A 13,922-nucleotide genomic window follows, 5' to 3' on the forward strand; every position below is an offset into this window, starting at 1 on the left:
GCTAATGCACGAGCGCGAGCAGGAAAGCCAGGCCCGTACAGGTGCTTGCCCCCAAACCGAAGGCGAGCCAGTTCTTTCTCAAGCCGGTCCACGGCAGAAATTCAATCAGCAAGAGACGAATCCCCCCCATCATGTGAAGCGAGAGCAGGACCACGAGTCCCCATTCGCCAAACTTGAAAAGCGGCTGGTCGGTCACACGAAGAAAGCCATCGAGAGAAGCCTCGCCCGTAATGGCATGGCCGAGCGCCCAGAAGTGAACCGGCAGGAACAAGGCCAGCGCCAGACCGGAAAGACGATGCACGAGAAAGGCCCACCAGGCAGGATGCGTGCGGGCGCGATAGTCGTTCTTTCGCATCACGATACGACTCCATAAACGGCGCGCAAACCCATCAGCGCGAGGCCAGCGGAAAATGCGAGACAGGCGACCTGTGCAGCCTTTCCGCGCCAGTGCAGCCACTCCTCTGAGATTCTGAGCAGGCCGATAGGCACGTGGACCGCACACGCCATCACAAATACCGTATAGAAGGCGCCAAACCACAGATTTCCGCGCGTGCGGCCGAGAATGGCCGATGCGCTCAAGCCGCTATGGACGGCGCAGATGATGACGCCGAGATGAACGAACACGCAGAGCGCAAGTACCGTCGCGCTCATGCGCTGCCAGTACCAAAGACGAGCCTGAGTGCGAAGAGAGAGGGCTTGCATTACAGGTCTCCTTCGCGCGCGGCCTTCATCGTCATCCGCTTGAGGCCGGCAATGCCCGCTGTCGGCGAGAGCTGCTTGGGGCAACGCTCCGTACACGTGGCCTGGGTATGACACGAGTGACAGCCCGCGTCGCCAGCGACGGCGCGCAGACGTTCGAGCGTTTGCGTGTCGCGTTCGTCGTTGACGAGCGTCCACGCACGGTTCAGCGCGGCGGGCCCCAGATAATCCGGGCGCCACGTCACGACGTCGCAGGACGAATAGCACACGCCACAACCTATGCACTCGATCCCGGCGTCCGCCGCCTTTCGTTGCGCGCTCTCGGGACTCACTCTCGCGAAATCGTCGTGGCGCGAGCGGCTACCCGAAAACTGCCCCTTGGCCCGGCTCCACTTGTCGAAGAAGTCGCTCATGTCGGTCACGAGGTCCTTGATGACGGGCAGATTGGAGAGCGGCGCGATCTCCAGTTCGTCGTTCACCGCGACTTTCGACACGTGCGTGCGGCAGGTCCAGCGCGCCTTGCCGTTGACGTTCATCGCACAGGATCCGCACATGCCCACGCGGCACGCGAACCGGTATGCGAGGTCGGGCTGCAGTTGCCGCTGAATGAACGTCACGACGTCCAGGACCGTTTGACTTTCGTAACGCGGGACCTCGTAAGTGACGAGCCCACGCGTAACACTTCTCCAGACTCTGACTCGAAGTTTGTCGGTATCCACGATGCCTCTCGAATAGCTGCTGACGCAGTACGATTGAACGGATTTCGTACATCGATTGTTCAACAATTCATCGTCAAGAAAAATCGAATAATTCTGGCGTTCAGCTAAAGGTTTCCTATGCCTCGCCGCGCACGCGCCGCAGCTTCAGCACGGTGGCCATTTGCGCGTTGTCGCGTTCCTTTTCGAGTCCGGACACCACGAGCGTGGCAACGGCGTTCCCGATCATGTTGGTGACGGCGCGCACTTCCGAAATGAAACGGTCCACCCCAAGAATGAGGGCCGCGCCTTCAATGGGAATCTGCTTGAACGCCGTGAGCGTGGCGAGCAGCGTGACGAAACCTGCGCCCGATACGCCAGCTGCGCCTTTCGAGCTGATCATCGAGAGCACCATCAGCCCGATCTGGTCTGTCCATGACAGCGGCACGTTATAGGCCTGCGCGATAAACATCGCGCAAATCACCTGCGCCACACAGGTCCCGTCGAGGTTGAACGAATAGCCCATCGGCATCACGATACCGACGACCTGTTTCGGGCACCCCATGCCTTCGAGCTTGCGGATCAATTGCGGGAACACCGATTCAGACGACGTCGTGGCAAGCACGAGCAGAATCTCTCCCTTCAAATAATTGACCAGCCGAAGGAGGCTGAAACCGCTCATCCGGCAGATGGTGCCCAGCACGACCACGAGGAAAAAGATCGTCGCCACGTAGATCGTGATGAGCAGCATGCCGAGCGAATTCAATGCCGACAGTCCGTATTTCCCGACTGCAAAGCCCATCGCCCCCAACGCGCCGAGCGGTGCGAGCTTCATGATGAAGCCCACAATCCTGAAGAGCACCGCCGACACCGCGTCGAAGAACGTCAGGACCGGCTGCCCCTTCTCGCCGATATACGACAAGCCCACCGCGAACAAGCAGGCAATCACGACGATCTGCAGCATGTCGCCCGAAGCAAACGGACTCAGGAAACTCGAAGGAATGATGTTGAGGAAAAAGCCCGTGAGGCCGCCGCCGTGATGCACTTCCGTTTGAAATTGCGCCAGCACGTGTACATCGGCGGTGCCTGGCTGGATATTCATGCCGACACCCGGGCCAATCAGGTTCACCATCAACATGCCGATCAGCAAGGCCAGCGTGGTCACCACCTCGAAATAGATAATGGTCTTGCCCGCGATACGGCCCAGCGTGCGCATCTCGCCGATCTGCGAGGCGCCGCATACGATCGTGGTGAAGATCAACGGCGGCGTAATCATCTTGATCAGACGAATGAACGCATCCGATAACGGCTTCAGGGACTGGGCGAACGTCGGGAAGAAATGTCCGACGGCGATCCCGATCAGGATGGCGATCAGGACCTGGACATAAATGTGCCTGCAAAAACGACGCAACATGGTGTCTCCTTGATCTCGCCTCACGCCGCGTGCACGCGACGTTGACGAGAAAGTTGCCGGGCCGCGCAGACCCGGCACTCTGACCAGTTGTGGCAACAACCTGGAGATCGCCTCTGCCGGGCGAATATTTCCAGGCCGTCTCATGCATTCAATCTTGATTGCCGCTTTTACCAGCGCTTCGTCTTGATGTTGTGAACGTGAGCGTGCTCGCCCGCCTTGATGGGCGCCACGACCTTGCCGATATCGACGCCGTACTTGTAGACGGTGTCGCCCACGGCCATGTCCTTGAGCGCCACCTTGTGACCGATCGGAATGTCCTGCTGGGCGACGATCGCGACTACCTTGTCGTCATCCATGATCCAGGCGTTCAACGCCAGGCCCGCCTTGATGCCCTCGACCACGGCAACGCCAACCGTGTCTTCGCGCTCATGCAACACCGCGTGAATCATCGTCTACTCCTTGTTCAAGTGGAATCGGGTGTGAACCGGCATGGGTAACGAAGTGGCCTAGCCGAACAACGCCGGTACGGAACGAATGATCAAATTGACTGCCGCGACGATAAGAACGATCCAGAGAAGCGTGAGGACGCGTTGCGCCGAAATGGCGCTGCGCAGCCTCGCACCGGCGAACAATCCCACCGCGCCGCAAGGCAACAGAAAGCTGGCGAGCGGGAGGACAGCCGGGTTTCGATAGAGTCCGGAAACGGAGAAGAGAATGAGCCGGGCGATCGCCGTGGCGGTAATGAGTATGCTGATCGTTGCACGTCGCTGGTCGGGATCGCGCAAACGGCCGGCCAGATAAATCGTGTAAACCGGGCCGCCGGTACCGAATACTGCTGTGAGGCATCCGCCAAAGAAGCCCAATGGCAGGGCCCAGCGTCCGCCGATCTCACGAAATTCGCCACGGGACATGACCTTCCAGAGCGAGTAGGCCAAAAGGCACACGCCAAGAATGAGTTCGAGCGGCTTTTCCGGCACGCAAACCAGCACGCTCACGCCCAGCAGAAGCCCGATGCACAACCATGGCCCGAGCCTTTTGAGTTCCTGGGTCTGAACAAACTGAAGGTTGCGCATGCCCACGAGCATCCCGGCAACGAGATCCAGCACCAGCATCACAGGTGTTGCCGTGCGCAGAGGCACCAGTTGCGTGAGCAACGGTATGGCAACGATCGACGAACCAAAACCCGTCAGCCCGTAGACCAGATACGCGATCGCCACGACCGCTCCCGCCACTGCGATCGAACTGACACCGATTCCGATGGCGCCAGCGGCGATTTGCGCATTCAACCAGGCTGTCATTGATGAAGGATCCCGGAGCGACGTTCAGGGTTGTGGGGGGCATGCGGGGGATGCATTGACTGCGCCGGCCCAGAAAATCTGGCCGCGCTGCTGCGTCCATTGTCGCTTGCGGCTTGCTAAAGATAAACGCAGTAATGGTTTTCCTGAGACCAGGAAATACTTTAGGTTGCGTAAAATTTCAGGGATCGAAGCGAGCATGTCTTCTCCGCGAAACGCGAGCAATGCCATCCATTCGCACCCTCAAAATATTTCTCTCCGTCGCGCGATGTGGCACCTTTGCCGCCGCCGGCAACAAGGTCGGCCTCACGGCGGCTGCCATCGGCCTGCAGATTCGCGCGCTCGAAAGCGATCTCAATGTTCAGCTTTTTGACCGCAACGCACGCGCTGCCGTGCTGAATCCCGTTGGCCGCGCACTCATTCCCGAGATCGAGGAAATCGTTCGCCGCTACGAACTTCTCGAGGTCGCCGCCGGCGGCGACGAAATGTCGGGAACGGTCGTGATCGGCGCACTCGTCTCCGCGCTGATGGGCGCATTCGCCGATGCCTTATGGTCAATACGCCAACACCATCCTCGCCTCGATGTGCATCTGCTCGCCGGCATGTCCAGCGATTTTGCGCACCAGGTCGAAGTCGGCGAACTCGATGCGGCGGTCGTCACGCAGTCTCCGCATCCCCTCGCGTCCACACTCCTTTGGACACCTCTGTATTCGGAACCGATGATCCTCATCATGCCAACGGCCCCGCACTTCGATTTGCCGCCGCAGCAAGACGACATCCTCCGCCATGCGCCGTTCATGCGCTTCGACCGCAGCACATGGACCGGACACCTCGTGCAGAATGTGCTCGATCAGTGCAAGGTCGAAGTCAACGAAGCGATGGAGCTGAACTCCGTCGAAGCGATCGTCGCGCTGGTGCGCCAGGGCTTCGGCATTTCGATCGTTCCTGAACTCGCCAACGTCGACTTCGCCAACGATCGCGCCATCCGCGTCATGTCGCTCGACGGCGTCGACGTGCGGCGCCACGTTGGCTTGCTCGAACGCGCGAGGCACAGCCGTACCGCATTCACCGACGCGATCAAGAGTTACTTCACGGCGGCCTGACCCATCCGGCGATCGCCGCACGCGCTCACGCCGCCAACGTTCTCAACTGATTGAGCAGGGCGTCGGGAATGTCGATGCCGTCGCGCGCAGCAGTATCGGCGAGACCGGCCCGTCGTCGCCCCGGCAACCGTACATCGGCGTCCTGCAGCATCACTTCGATCAACGCCTCGACGCGCGCAAGATAGGCGGCATTGCCCGCCAGCGCACCCGGATCGATCGCCCAGAACAGGTGGCCCACGCGCGACTTCTCGCCCTCTTCGGTCAGGAACGAACCCGCCTCGTAGCCGAAGTTCGCCCCCGCCAGCGCGGCGGCGAGCAATTCGACCATGAGCGCGAGCATCGCCCCTTTCGCCCCGCCGAACGGCAGCATCATGCCTTCCAGCGCGGCCTTCGCATCGGTTGTCGGCCGGCCGTCGCGCGAAGTCGCCCAACCCTCGGGAATTGGCTTGCCTTCGCGCGCGGCCACCATGATCTTGCCGCGCGCGACATTGGACAACGACAGATCGATCATCAGCGGCTTGCCGTCGCGGCGCGGAAACACGGCCGCCACGGGATTGGTGCCGAATACGGCATGCCGCCCTCCCCACGCCGGCATCGCTGCGGGCGTGTTGCTGAATGCAAGCCCCACCATGCCGGCCGCGCCGACCGGCTCCAGATGCCACGCGCCCGCGCCAAGGTGGTGGCTGCGCGTCACGCTCACGACCGCGCTGCCGTGTTCCCGCGCGCGCTTCACGAGCGTTTCGACAGCCAGTTCGCAAGCCGGAAACGCCATGCCGTCCGCCGCGTCGATCAACACCGCGGCATTGCGCGATTCGACGACCGACGGGCTGGCCTTCGCGTCGACACGGCCGTTGCGCAACTGCGCGACATACATCGGCAAACGCGCGACGCCGTGCGAAGACAGGCCGCGTTCGTCGGCGTAGACGAGCGCGCGCGCGGTGGCCTGGGCCGTGCGCGGCGTGGCGCCCGCGGCAAGCATCGTGCACGTGGCGAGGTCGTGAAGATCACCGGACGAGATCCGCGTCATGTCAGAGTTCCTTCGTTTTCGTTGAGTCATGCTCGCCCGCGAGCAACGCATCCATCACGCGCGACGCGACCAGCGTGCTGACGCGCTCGTTCGACTGCACGGTCAAGCCCGCAATATGCGGCGTGAGGATCAGATTGGGCACGTCCGCAAGCGGCGAACCCGCCTTGAGCGGTTCGTCAGCGAACACATCGAGCGCGGCGCCGCCCAGGCGGCCTTGCGTCAGCGCTTCGGCCAGCGCGCTTTCGTCGATCACGCCGCCTCGCGACGTATTGATCAGGACTGCATGCGGTTCGAGCATCTGCAGTTGCGCCGGGCCGAGCAGATTGTGCGTGCTCTCGACGAGCGGCACGTGAACAGTCACGACGTCGGCAGCGCGCAGCGCGTCGTCGAACGACATGCCCCGGGTGCCCGTCTCCTGCCAGCAGGCCGCATCCGCCGGAATCTGCGGATCAAAGCCCACTACCTGCATGCCGATACCTCGCGCCAGCTGCGCGACGAGCCGCCCGATGCCGCCAAAACCGATCACGGCCATCGTGCCGCCAGCCGCTTCGCGCCCGTTCGAGAGCGCGGTGCGCGGCCACTGCCCCTGTGCAACAGCCGCGCTCGACAGGTACGCGCCGCGCAGCAGCATCAGCGACGTGGCGATCACATACTCGGCCACGGCTGCCGCGTTGGCGCCCGTTGCCGGAAACACCTGCACGCCGCGTTCCCTGCATACGCCGAGCGCGATATTGTCCAGCCCGACGCCGAGCCGCCCGACCACCGACATGCGCGGCGCGTCGTCCAGCAGCGCGGCGGTGACCTGTGTGCGGTTGCGCACGATCAGCGCGTCGGCGTCCGCCAGCAGACTGCGCAGCCGCTCGGGTTCGTCGACGAGCGACGCGTGTGCGTACACGTCGAAATGACGCCGCAGCGAATCCACCGCCGACGCATCCATGAACTCGCTGATGACGATTTTCTTGCGATCGCTCTTCAATTTGGGCGTTCCTGTGCGTAAGCGCGTGGCTTGCTTTCGTTGACGCTGCCGGCCGTTTCGGACTCCGCATCACTCACGCCTTGAGCGGCGCGCGGCGCGGCCAGCACCTTGCGCGCCGCCTCGGCGTCGAACACACCCTCCCAGCGCGCGACCACGATCGTCGCCACCGCGTTGCCGATCATGTTGACGATCGCGCGAATTTCGTTGAGCACGCGGTCGATGCCGATGATCAGCGTGATGCCGGCAACCGGAATGATGTTGTGGGTGGAGAGCGTGGCCGTGAGCGCCACCAGCGCCGCGCCCGCAACGCCCGCGCCGCCCTTGGACGTCAGCAGCAGGATGGCGAGCAGGCCGAGCTGCTGCAGCAGTGACAGATGCGTGTTGGTGGCCTGGGCGATGAAAAGCGACGTCATCGTGAGATAGATGGCCGCGCCGTCGAGATTGAACGAGTAGCCTGTCGGCAGCACGAGACCGACGATGGGCTTCGGGCAGCCGAGGCGCTCGAGTTTGTCCATCAGGCGCGGCAGCACCGATTCCGTGGTCGAGGTGCCGAGCACGATCAGCAGTTCCTCGCGCAGATAGTTGAGCAGCGGCCACAAACCGACGCCGGCCCAACGGCAGATCGTGCCGAGCACCAGGACGATGAACAGGATACTGGTGAGATAGAAACAGACGATCAGCAGACCGAGCTGCTGCAACGTACCGATGCCATACTTGCCCACCGTGAACGCCATGGCGCCGAACGCACCGAGCGGCGCGAGCCGCATGATCATCTCGACGATACGCATGAGCGCCTCGCCGCTCTGCTCGATCACGCGCGACAGGAACCGGCTGTTGCGCGACATGATCGACAATGCCACGCCGAACAGCACCGAGAACAGCAGCACCTGCAACAGGTTGCCGTGCGCGAACGCACCGACTACCGAGTTCGGCACGATCTCTTCGAGGATGCTTTGTGACGCCGCGGCATGCGCTTCGCTCACGTAGTGGCTCACGGCCTGCGTGTCGAGCGTAGCCGGATCGATATTGAGGCCTTCGCCCGGATGCAGCACGTTCGCCACCACCAGACCGATGACCAGCGCGAGCGTCGTCACGGCTTCGAAATAGACGATCGTCTTGACGCCCACTCGCCCGACATGCTTGAGGTTTTCCATCCGTGCAATACCGAGCGACACGGTGCAGAAAATCACCAGCGTAATGAGCATCTTGATCAGGCGAATGAACGTGTCGCCCAATGGTTTCATTTCAACGCCGAAGTGCGGCCAGAAATAGCCGACGAGAATACCGGCCGCAAGTCCGATCAGGACCTGGGCATAGAGATGTCTGAGCACGCGCAAGGTGGTGTCTCCTCCACTCGCTGCTGCCTGGTGATACAGCTTCGCGCACCGTGGGCGGACTTCCGTGGTCCGGTTTTGTGGCCGTGTCTGCACGGCGCTTTGCGCCGCGGTGCGCGCAACTGTGATGGAACTGCGGGGAAACTGCGTTCGCAATGCCCGCCGCTCAGGCGGGCTTGCGGGGTGTTGCCTGCGCGGATCAGGCGCTTTCGAACAGACGCGTGAGCACGAACTCGCGATGGCCCAGCGTTTCCGCCGCGGTCCAGCGGCCGTTCGCCGTTGCGAGCATCGATTCGAGCAGCTTGTCGCCGGCCTGATCGAGGTTCTGCTCGCGCTGCAGCAAGCCCGACACATCGACGTCGACGTGCTCGCTCATCGTGCGCACCGTGCGCGGATTCGCGCAGATCTTGATGACCGGCACGATCGGATTGCCGATCACGTTGCCCTGCCCTGTCGGGAAGAAGTGCACGGCGAAACCCGAGGCCGCGCACAGCGTCACCATCTCCGCCGCCGCCGACGACGAGTCCATGAACCACAGGCCCGCATGCGTCGGCTCCTCGGCCTTGTCGAGCACGCCGTCCACGCGGCACTTCTTGCCGATCTTCTGGATATTGCCGAGCGCCTTTTCCTCGATCGTGGTCAGGCCGCCTGCGATGTTGCCCTTCGTCGGCTGCGACTCGGAGAGATCGTCGGTCTTCCAGCGGTTGATCATGTCCTGATAGCGGTCGAACATGAACTGGAAGCGCTCGCGCACCTGATCGTTCGCGCAGCGCGCCGCAACGATCTGCTCGCCGCCCGTCAGCTCCGAGGTCTCGCCGAACACGAGCGTCGTGCCGAGTCCGTAGAGCTTGTCGAACGCATTGCCGACCGTCGGGTTCGCGCCGCAGCCCGATGTCGTATCCGACTCGCCGCACTTGGTCGACACCCACAGATCGGAAATCGGGCATTCCTCGCGCTCGAGCGTCGTCGCCCACTGCACCATTTCCTTGGCGGCCTTCGAGGCGCGCATGATCGTGTCATGGTCGCCGTGCAGTTCGATGCCGAAGCCCATCACCGGCTTGCCCGACTTCGCGATGCCGTCCACCACGCGCTTGGTCCAGCCTTCCTCGATCCCGATGACGATCACGCCGGCGACGTTCGGGTTGCAGCCCGCGCCGATCAGCGTACGGAAATGCAGGTCGAGGTCTGCGCCGAACTGGAGGCGGCCGTACGGATGCGGCAGCGCCATGGTGCCCTTGATGTTGTGCTCGACCGCTTGCGCGGCGGCGTTCGACAGGTCGTCGACGGGCAGGATGATGACGTGGTTGCGCACGCCGACGCGGCCGTTCGAGCGGCGATAGCCGCGGAAAATGGTGTTCTGGTCAATCACGCTCATGGTGTCTCTCTCTGAATGGGAGGGGTTCGACTGGCTGGCTCGCCTGCGCCTTACCAGCGCTTCGTCTTGATGTTGTGAACGTGAGCGTGCTCACCCGCCTTGATGGGCGCCACGACCTTGCCGATATCGACGCCGTACTTGTAGACGGTGTCGCCCACGGCCATGTCCTTGAGCGCCACCTTGTGACCGATCGGAATGTCCTGCTTCGCCGGGACCGTGACGATTTCGTCCTCGTCCATGATCCACGCGTTCAGCTGCGTGCCCGCCTTGATGCCCTCGACGACCGCGACACCGACCGTGTCCTTCGCCTCGTGCAGCACGATGTGAATCGTCCTGCGCGCCGGATCGGCATGGGCCGCCGTTGAATCAGCCTGCTGTGCTGCTTGAGCTGCCTGGCTCATCTGAGTGTCTCCAGTTTTGTTCACGGGGGGTCTGGCGCGTGGCCATGCTGCGCATCATAGACAGCTCATTCATCCATGTCAACCATATCATCTATATGTGTTGGATAAGCCAGATGAAGTAAAATCGCGTCAAAGTCCGGAACGTACAAGGAAGGGGGAACACCGCCATGAACACGCTGAAGAACGGCGCAGCCCACGCGGCGGGCGCGGCAAGCACGCCCGTCATCGGGGGAACGCGATACAAGGAAGTGAAAAACGGGATCCTCGCCGCGCTGTCGGCGAAGGAATGGAAAGGCGGCGAGGCGATACCTTCGGAGAAGCGCCTGTCCGAGCGCTTTGGCGTGTCGATCGGGACGCTGCGCAAGGCGATCGACGAACTCGTGGCGGACAACATTCTCGTGCGTCATCAGGGACTCGGCACGTTCGTCGCGCAACACCAGCGCGATCGCTATTTCTTCCGGTTTTTCCGGGTCGTGCGCCAGGACGGCGAGAAGAGCTATCCCACGGTGAGCCTCGTGTCGTTCACGAAGGCCAAGGCGACGCGCGAAGTCGCCGCGATTCTCGGCATCGTACCGAACGCGCGGGTCTTCTCGTTCGTGAACCGCCTGGCGCTGCATGGCGAGACGGTCATGATCGACAGCATCACCGTGGCCGAGGAGCGTTTCGCGGGGCTGACCGAAGCCGCGTTGCGCGAGCGGCCCAGCACGCTTTACAACTTCTACCAGGACGCGTTCCACATCAACGTGGTCGGGACCGAAGAGCGGTTGCGCGTCGCGACCGCCAACGAGTTCGAGAGTGAACTCCTCGAGGTGGCGCCCGGTACGCCGTTGCTCGAAGTGCGGCGCATTGCGTACTCGTATCACCAGGAGCCTGTCGAGCTTCGCATCTCGCACGTGAACACCGCGCGTTACGAATACGTCGGTCCTTCCGCTTCACACGAAGAACCGCTCTAGAACCCTGGTTTATTCGCACTCCCGCTGCGCTCGCCCGCTGAGCGAGCGCAGCGGTGTCATCGCTCAGGCGGCGAGGTGAAACACGCTCACCGTCCTTTCGAGCAGCCGCGCCTGATCCTGCATGGATTGCGCCGCCGCCGACGCCTGCTCGACGAGCGCCGCGTTCTGTTGCGTCGCTTCGTCGATCTGGGTGATCGCGCGGTTGACCTGTTCGATACCCTCCGTCTGCTCATGGGTGGCCGCTGAAATCTCGGCCATGATGCCGGTCACGCGCCCCACGCTCTCGACGATTTCCGACATCGTCGAACCGGCGCGCGCCACCAGTGCGCTGCCTGTGTCGACTCTAGAGACCGAGTCGTCGATCAGCGCCTTGATTTCCTTTGCGGCAGCCGCCGAGCGCTGCGCGAGACTGCGAACCTCGGAGGCCACCACAGCGAAGCCGCGTCCCTGCTCGCCGGCGCGCGCCGCCTCGACGGCGGCGTTGAGCGCAAGAATATTGGTCTGGAAGGCGATACCGTCGATCACGCCGATGATGTCGACGATCTTGCGCGACGACTCGTTGATGGATTTCATCGTGTCCACCACCTCGGAGACCACCGCGCCGCCCCTACCCGCCGCTTCCGACGCCGACGCCGCGAGATCGTTCGCATGCTGCGCGTTCGAGGCGCTCTGCTGCACCGTCGACGTGAGTTCTTCCATGGACGCGGCCGTCTCCTGCAGCGACGCGGCCTGCTGCTCCGTGCGCGACGACAGGTCGAGATTGCCCGCCGCGATCTGCTTCGAAGCCGTGCTGACCGACACGGTCGACGCCAGCACGGTGCCGATCACGCCAACGAGGCTTTCCTGCATGCGCTTCGCAGCCGAGGCAAGCATGCCGATTTCGTTGTGGCCGTGTTCGCCGATGCGCGCGGTCAGGTCGCCCTGGGCGACGCGGTCCAGATGCTCGCCCAGGGCCTGCAGCGGTTTCTGAACGACGCGGGACAGCGCCCGGCGCGCGGCCACCGCGACCACCACGGTGATAACGAGGCAGGCCGCAATCATGATCTGGAGGAACGACGTCGTGTCATTCGCGGCCTCTTTTGCCGCGTGGCCGCGTTTGGTGGCGCGTTTGACGAACTTGTCCATCTCGTCGTTGAACGCGCGCGATGCCGCGATGCTTTCGATCGCGCTGATGTGATTGAAGGTGGCCATGTCGTTGGCCGCGAGCGCCTTCTGTTCGTTGCGCACGCAATCGTTCAGCGCGTTGTAGGTCTCGACGATACGGCGGGCGAGTTCCCGGTCGTCCGGATCGGAGCGCGGAATCTTCGCGAACGCCTCGATGCGCGCCTGGCCCTGCGCTAGCCGGGCGTCGACGGTCTCCGTCAAGTTCTTTGCCACCGCGGTTTGACCGATCTGGGCCGCGCTCTGTGCGGCCGAGATCGACACGCGAGCGCGTTGCGTGGCGGCAAACGCCTCGGTCACGTCGGTCACCTCGACGGTCGCCTGGCTCATCGCCTCGACAGAGGCCGCAGTTTCACGCACCCCCTTGAGGGCCATGAGGTTGCTGACGCCAATCAAGACGACCAGCAGCGTCAGCACTGCGGTCAGGATAGTACTGATCCGGAATTTGCCCAATTCTGTCCCCAAATGTGAGCTTTTTTGTGACTGCGGGTAGTCGCGCGGTGGGTGATACCGCTGCGACTACGACCGGCATATCGGCATGGAGCTCACAACACTTGAGGATCTTTTGCGGACCTGACAGAAGTGAAAACTGGCACCTGCTCAAGAAAGCTTTCTGTCAGCTTGCGTAACATCGCTCCTCGGACAAGCCACGGTATGGCGCTCGCCAACTTTCCTGCTCGACGCCAGCGAGATAGTCAGGACACCTTCAGGTATGCAACATCGACCGGAATTAGTAGCGCGCCAGCTGGCTGCCGTTGACCTGCACGCGGTCGCCCGGGCGCAGGTCGCCGGGCGTCGGCACGTTGAACGCGCGGGTCGAGCCGTCGCTCAGCTGTACGTCGATCTGGAATCCTGCGGGCTGGCCCATCTGCTGGCCGATCTGGTTGCCTGCATAAGCGCCGCCGAGCGCGCCGATGACGGTCGCGGCGTCGCGGCCGTGGCCACCGCCCACCTGATTGCCGAGCACGCCGCCAACCAGCGCGCCGACCACGGTTCCGGCGATGCCCGAAGCCCCCGTGGCGTTACTCAACGGCCGGATGCTCGAGATCGTGCCGTACTGCGTGCCATATTGGTTGCCGTATTGCGAGTTGTACTGCGCACCGTACTGACCGTTGCTTTGCGTGTCATACGGCTGTTGCGGCGCGGGCGGCGGCGCGTAGGCGGGTTGCTGCACGGTGCCCGGTTGTGCGTAAGCAGGCTGGCTGTACGCAGGCGCCGCATATTGGCCCTGGTAGCCTTGCTGCGCGCCGTACGGCGAGTAGCCCGGGGCAACGCATGCGGACAACGACAGACTGGCTGCCGCGACAAGCGCGGCGGTGAGGGCGGACTTGGTAGAGAGCATGAACGTCACGGTGGATTCGCATTGCCGCCGCTGCGGGCACGACAAGCATGAGGAGGAGTGGCAATTGCGCGGCAGTATAAGCAAAGCCCGCCCGGACGTCCGCTGCGCGAGGGTAACAACATGTAAAGTCCGTTGCCGGGTGATTGG

At 63.0% G+C, this 13,922-nt stretch carries 16 protein-coding genes; 2 read left to right on the plus strand and 14 right to left on the minus strand.

What is annotated here, in order from left to right:
* Window position 1: 1 nt before the first annotated feature.
* The 7 genes from sdhC to M3A49_RS00610 form a co-directional block, all read right to left on the minus strand.
* A complete protein-coding gene (gene sdhC, locus M3A49_RS00580) occupies window positions 2-355 on the minus strand; it encodes a succinate dehydrogenase, cytochrome b556 subunit (RefSeq protein ID WP_254355405.1) in 354 nt (117 codons plus the stop codon).
* Window positions 355-702: a succinate dehydrogenase gene (locus M3A49_RS00585; protein WP_266227068.1), complete on the minus strand. Its 348-nt coding sequence runs from the start codon at window positions 700-702 to the stop codon at window positions 355-357. The genes sdhC and M3A49_RS00585 overlap by 1 nt, the downstream gene beginning before the upstream one ends.
* Entirely contained in the window at window positions 702-1,418 is a 717-nt protein-coding gene (locus tag M3A49_RS00590; RefSeq protein WP_266227069.1) for a succinate dehydrogenase/fumarate reductase iron-sulfur subunit, read from the minus strand. Before M3A49_RS00590 ends, M3A49_RS00585 begins: the two co-directional genes overlap by 1 nt.
* A 115-nt stretch (window positions 1,419-1,533) precedes the next feature.
* Window positions 1,534-2,808, minus strand: coding sequence for a C4-dicarboxylate transporter DctA (dctA, locus tag M3A49_RS00595; protein WP_254355364.1), 1,275 nt, complete (start codon window positions 2,806-2,808; stop codon window positions 1,534-1,536).
* A gap of 167 nt (window positions 2,809-2,975) precedes the next feature.
* Window positions 2,976-3,257: a UxaA family hydrolase gene (locus M3A49_RS00600; protein WP_133180037.1), complete on the minus strand. Its 282-nt coding sequence runs from the start codon at window positions 3,255-3,257 to the stop codon at window positions 2,976-2,978.
* A gap of 57 nt (window positions 3,258-3,314) precedes the next feature.
* A complete protein-coding gene (locus M3A49_RS00605) occupies window positions 3,315-4,106 on the minus strand; it encodes a sulfite exporter TauE/SafE family protein (protein ID WP_266227070.1) in 792 nt (263 codons plus the stop codon).
* Window positions 4,107-4,130: 24 nt separating this feature from the next.
* Window positions 4,131-4,304, minus strand: a complete 174-nt coding sequence (locus M3A49_RS00610; protein WP_266227071.1) for a hypothetical protein — start codon at window positions 4,302-4,304, stop codon at window positions 4,131-4,133.
* 23 nt (window positions 4,305-4,327) lie between these two features.
* Between M3A49_RS00610 and M3A49_RS00615 the strand changes: the two genes are divergently transcribed.
* The gene (locus M3A49_RS00615; RefSeq protein ID WP_266227072.1) at window positions 4,328-5,206 is read left to right on the plus strand and encodes a LysR family transcriptional regulator; all 879 of its coding nucleotides are present in this window, start codon (window positions 4,328-4,330) and stop codon (window positions 5,204-5,206) included.
* Window positions 5,207-5,231: 25 nt separating this feature from the next.
* On the opposite strand, the gene M3A49_RS00620 is transcribed toward M3A49_RS00615, so the two are convergent.
* The 5 genes from M3A49_RS00620 to M3A49_RS00640 form a co-directional block, all read right to left on the minus strand.
* Window positions 5,232-6,233: an Ldh family oxidoreductase gene (locus M3A49_RS00620; protein ID WP_266227073.1), complete on the minus strand. Its 1,002-nt coding sequence runs from the start codon at window positions 6,231-6,233 to the stop codon at window positions 5,232-5,234.
* A gap of 1 nt (window position 6,234) precedes the next feature.
* Entirely contained in the window at window positions 6,235-7,209 is a 975-nt protein-coding gene (locus M3A49_RS00625; protein WP_266227074.1) for a hydroxyacid dehydrogenase, read from the minus strand.
* Window positions 7,206-8,546, minus strand: a complete 1,341-nt coding sequence (gene dctA, locus M3A49_RS00630) for a C4-dicarboxylate transporter DctA (protein WP_416338893.1) — start codon at window positions 8,544-8,546, stop codon at window positions 7,206-7,208. The genes M3A49_RS00625 and dctA (M3A49_RS00630) overlap by 4 nt, the downstream gene beginning before the upstream one ends.
* A gap of 196 nt (window positions 8,547-8,742) precedes the next feature.
* Window positions 8,743-9,918, minus strand: a complete 1,176-nt coding sequence (locus M3A49_RS00635) for a UxaA family hydrolase (RefSeq protein ID WP_028203478.1) — start codon at window positions 9,916-9,918, stop codon at window positions 8,743-8,745.
* A 50-nt stretch (window positions 9,919-9,968) separates the two neighbouring features.
* Window positions 9,969-10,319, minus strand: a complete 351-nt coding sequence (locus tag M3A49_RS00640; protein WP_281282595.1) for a UxaA family hydrolase — start codon at window positions 10,317-10,319, stop codon at window positions 9,969-9,971.
* A gap of 167 nt (window positions 10,320-10,486) precedes the next feature.
* On the opposite strand from M3A49_RS00640, the gene M3A49_RS00645 reads away from it, so the two are divergent.
* Window positions 10,487-11,272, plus strand: a complete 786-nt coding sequence (locus M3A49_RS00645) for a GntR family transcriptional regulator (RefSeq protein WP_266227075.1) — start codon at window positions 10,487-10,489, stop codon at window positions 11,270-11,272.
* Window positions 11,273-11,335: 63 nt separating this feature from the next.
* Here the strand turns inward: M3A49_RS00645 and M3A49_RS42475 are convergent, their stop codons facing one another.
* Together M3A49_RS42475 and M3A49_RS00660 are read right to left on the minus strand one after the other, a co-directional pair.
* Complete coding sequence (locus M3A49_RS42475) at window positions 11,336-12,886, minus strand: methyl-accepting chemotaxis protein (RefSeq protein ID WP_323182911.1); 1,551 nt, start codon at window positions 12,884-12,886, stop codon at window positions 11,336-11,338.
* A 277-nt stretch (window positions 12,887-13,163) separates the two neighbouring features.
* Window positions 13,164-13,775 carry a glycine zipper 2TM domain-containing protein gene (locus tag M3A49_RS00660; RefSeq protein WP_375541754.1) on the minus strand — a complete coding sequence of 204 codons (612 nt, stop codon included), beginning with the start codon at window positions 13,773-13,775 and terminating at the stop codon, window positions 13,164-13,166.
* Between the last annotated feature and the right edge of the window lie 147 nt (window positions 13,776-13,922).

It is taken from the genome of Paraburkholderia sp. CNPSo 3076, assembly GCF_026343935.1.
Classification (GTDB): Bacteria; Pseudomonadota; Gammaproteobacteria; order Burkholderiales; family Burkholderiaceae; genus Paraburkholderia; species Paraburkholderia nodosa.

What these genes read in the sequence shown, in the direction of transcription:
- M3A49_RS00615 (WP_266227072.1), top strand. Translation starts at nt 4,328, where the DNA reads ATGCCATCCATTCGCACCCTCAAAATATTTCTCTCCGTCGCGCGATGT.
- M3A49_RS00620 (WP_266227073.1), bottom strand. Translation starts at nt 6,233, where the DNA reads ATGACGCGGATCTCGTCCGGTGATCTTCACGACCTCGCCACGTGCACG.
- M3A49_RS00610 (WP_266227071.1), bottom strand. Translation starts at nt 4,304, where the DNA reads ATGCTCGCTTCGATCCCTGAAATTTTACGCAACCTAAAGTATTTCCTG.
- M3A49_RS00660 (WP_375541754.1), bottom strand. Translation starts at nt 13,775, where the DNA reads ATGCTCTCTACCAAGTCCGCCCTCACCGCCGCGCTTGTCGCGGCAGCC.
- M3A49_RS00605 (WP_266227070.1), bottom strand. Translation starts at nt 4,106, where the DNA reads ATGACAGCCTGGTTGAATGCGCAAATCGCCGCTGGCGCCATCGGAATC.
- M3A49_RS00585 (WP_266227068.1), bottom strand. Translation starts at nt 702, where the DNA reads ATGCAAGCCCTCTCTCTTCGCACTCAGGCTCGTCTTTGGTACTGGCAG.
- M3A49_RS00600 (WP_133180037.1), bottom strand. Translation starts at nt 3,257, where the DNA reads ATGATTCACGCGGTGTTGCATGAGCGCGAAGACACGGTTGGCGTTGCC.
- M3A49_RS00645 (WP_266227075.1), top strand. Translation starts at nt 10,487, where the DNA reads ATGAACACGCTGAAGAACGGCGCAGCCCACGCGGCGGGCGCGGCAAGC.
- M3A49_RS00640 (WP_281282595.1), bottom strand. Translation starts at nt 10,319, where the DNA reads ATGAGCCAGGCAGCTCAAGCAGCACAGCAGGCTGATTCAACGGCGGCC.
- M3A49_RS00635 (WP_028203478.1), bottom strand. Translation starts at nt 9,918, where the DNA reads ATGAGCGTGATTGACCAGAACACCATTTTCCGCGGCTATCGCCGCTCG.
- dctA (WP_254355364.1), bottom strand. Translation starts at nt 2,808, where the DNA reads ATGTTGCGTCGTTTTTGCAGGCACATTTATGTCCAGGTCCTGATCGCC.
- sdhC (WP_254355405.1), bottom strand. Translation starts at nt 355, where the DNA reads ATGCGAAAGAACGACTATCGCGCCCGCACGCATCCTGCCTGGTGGGCC.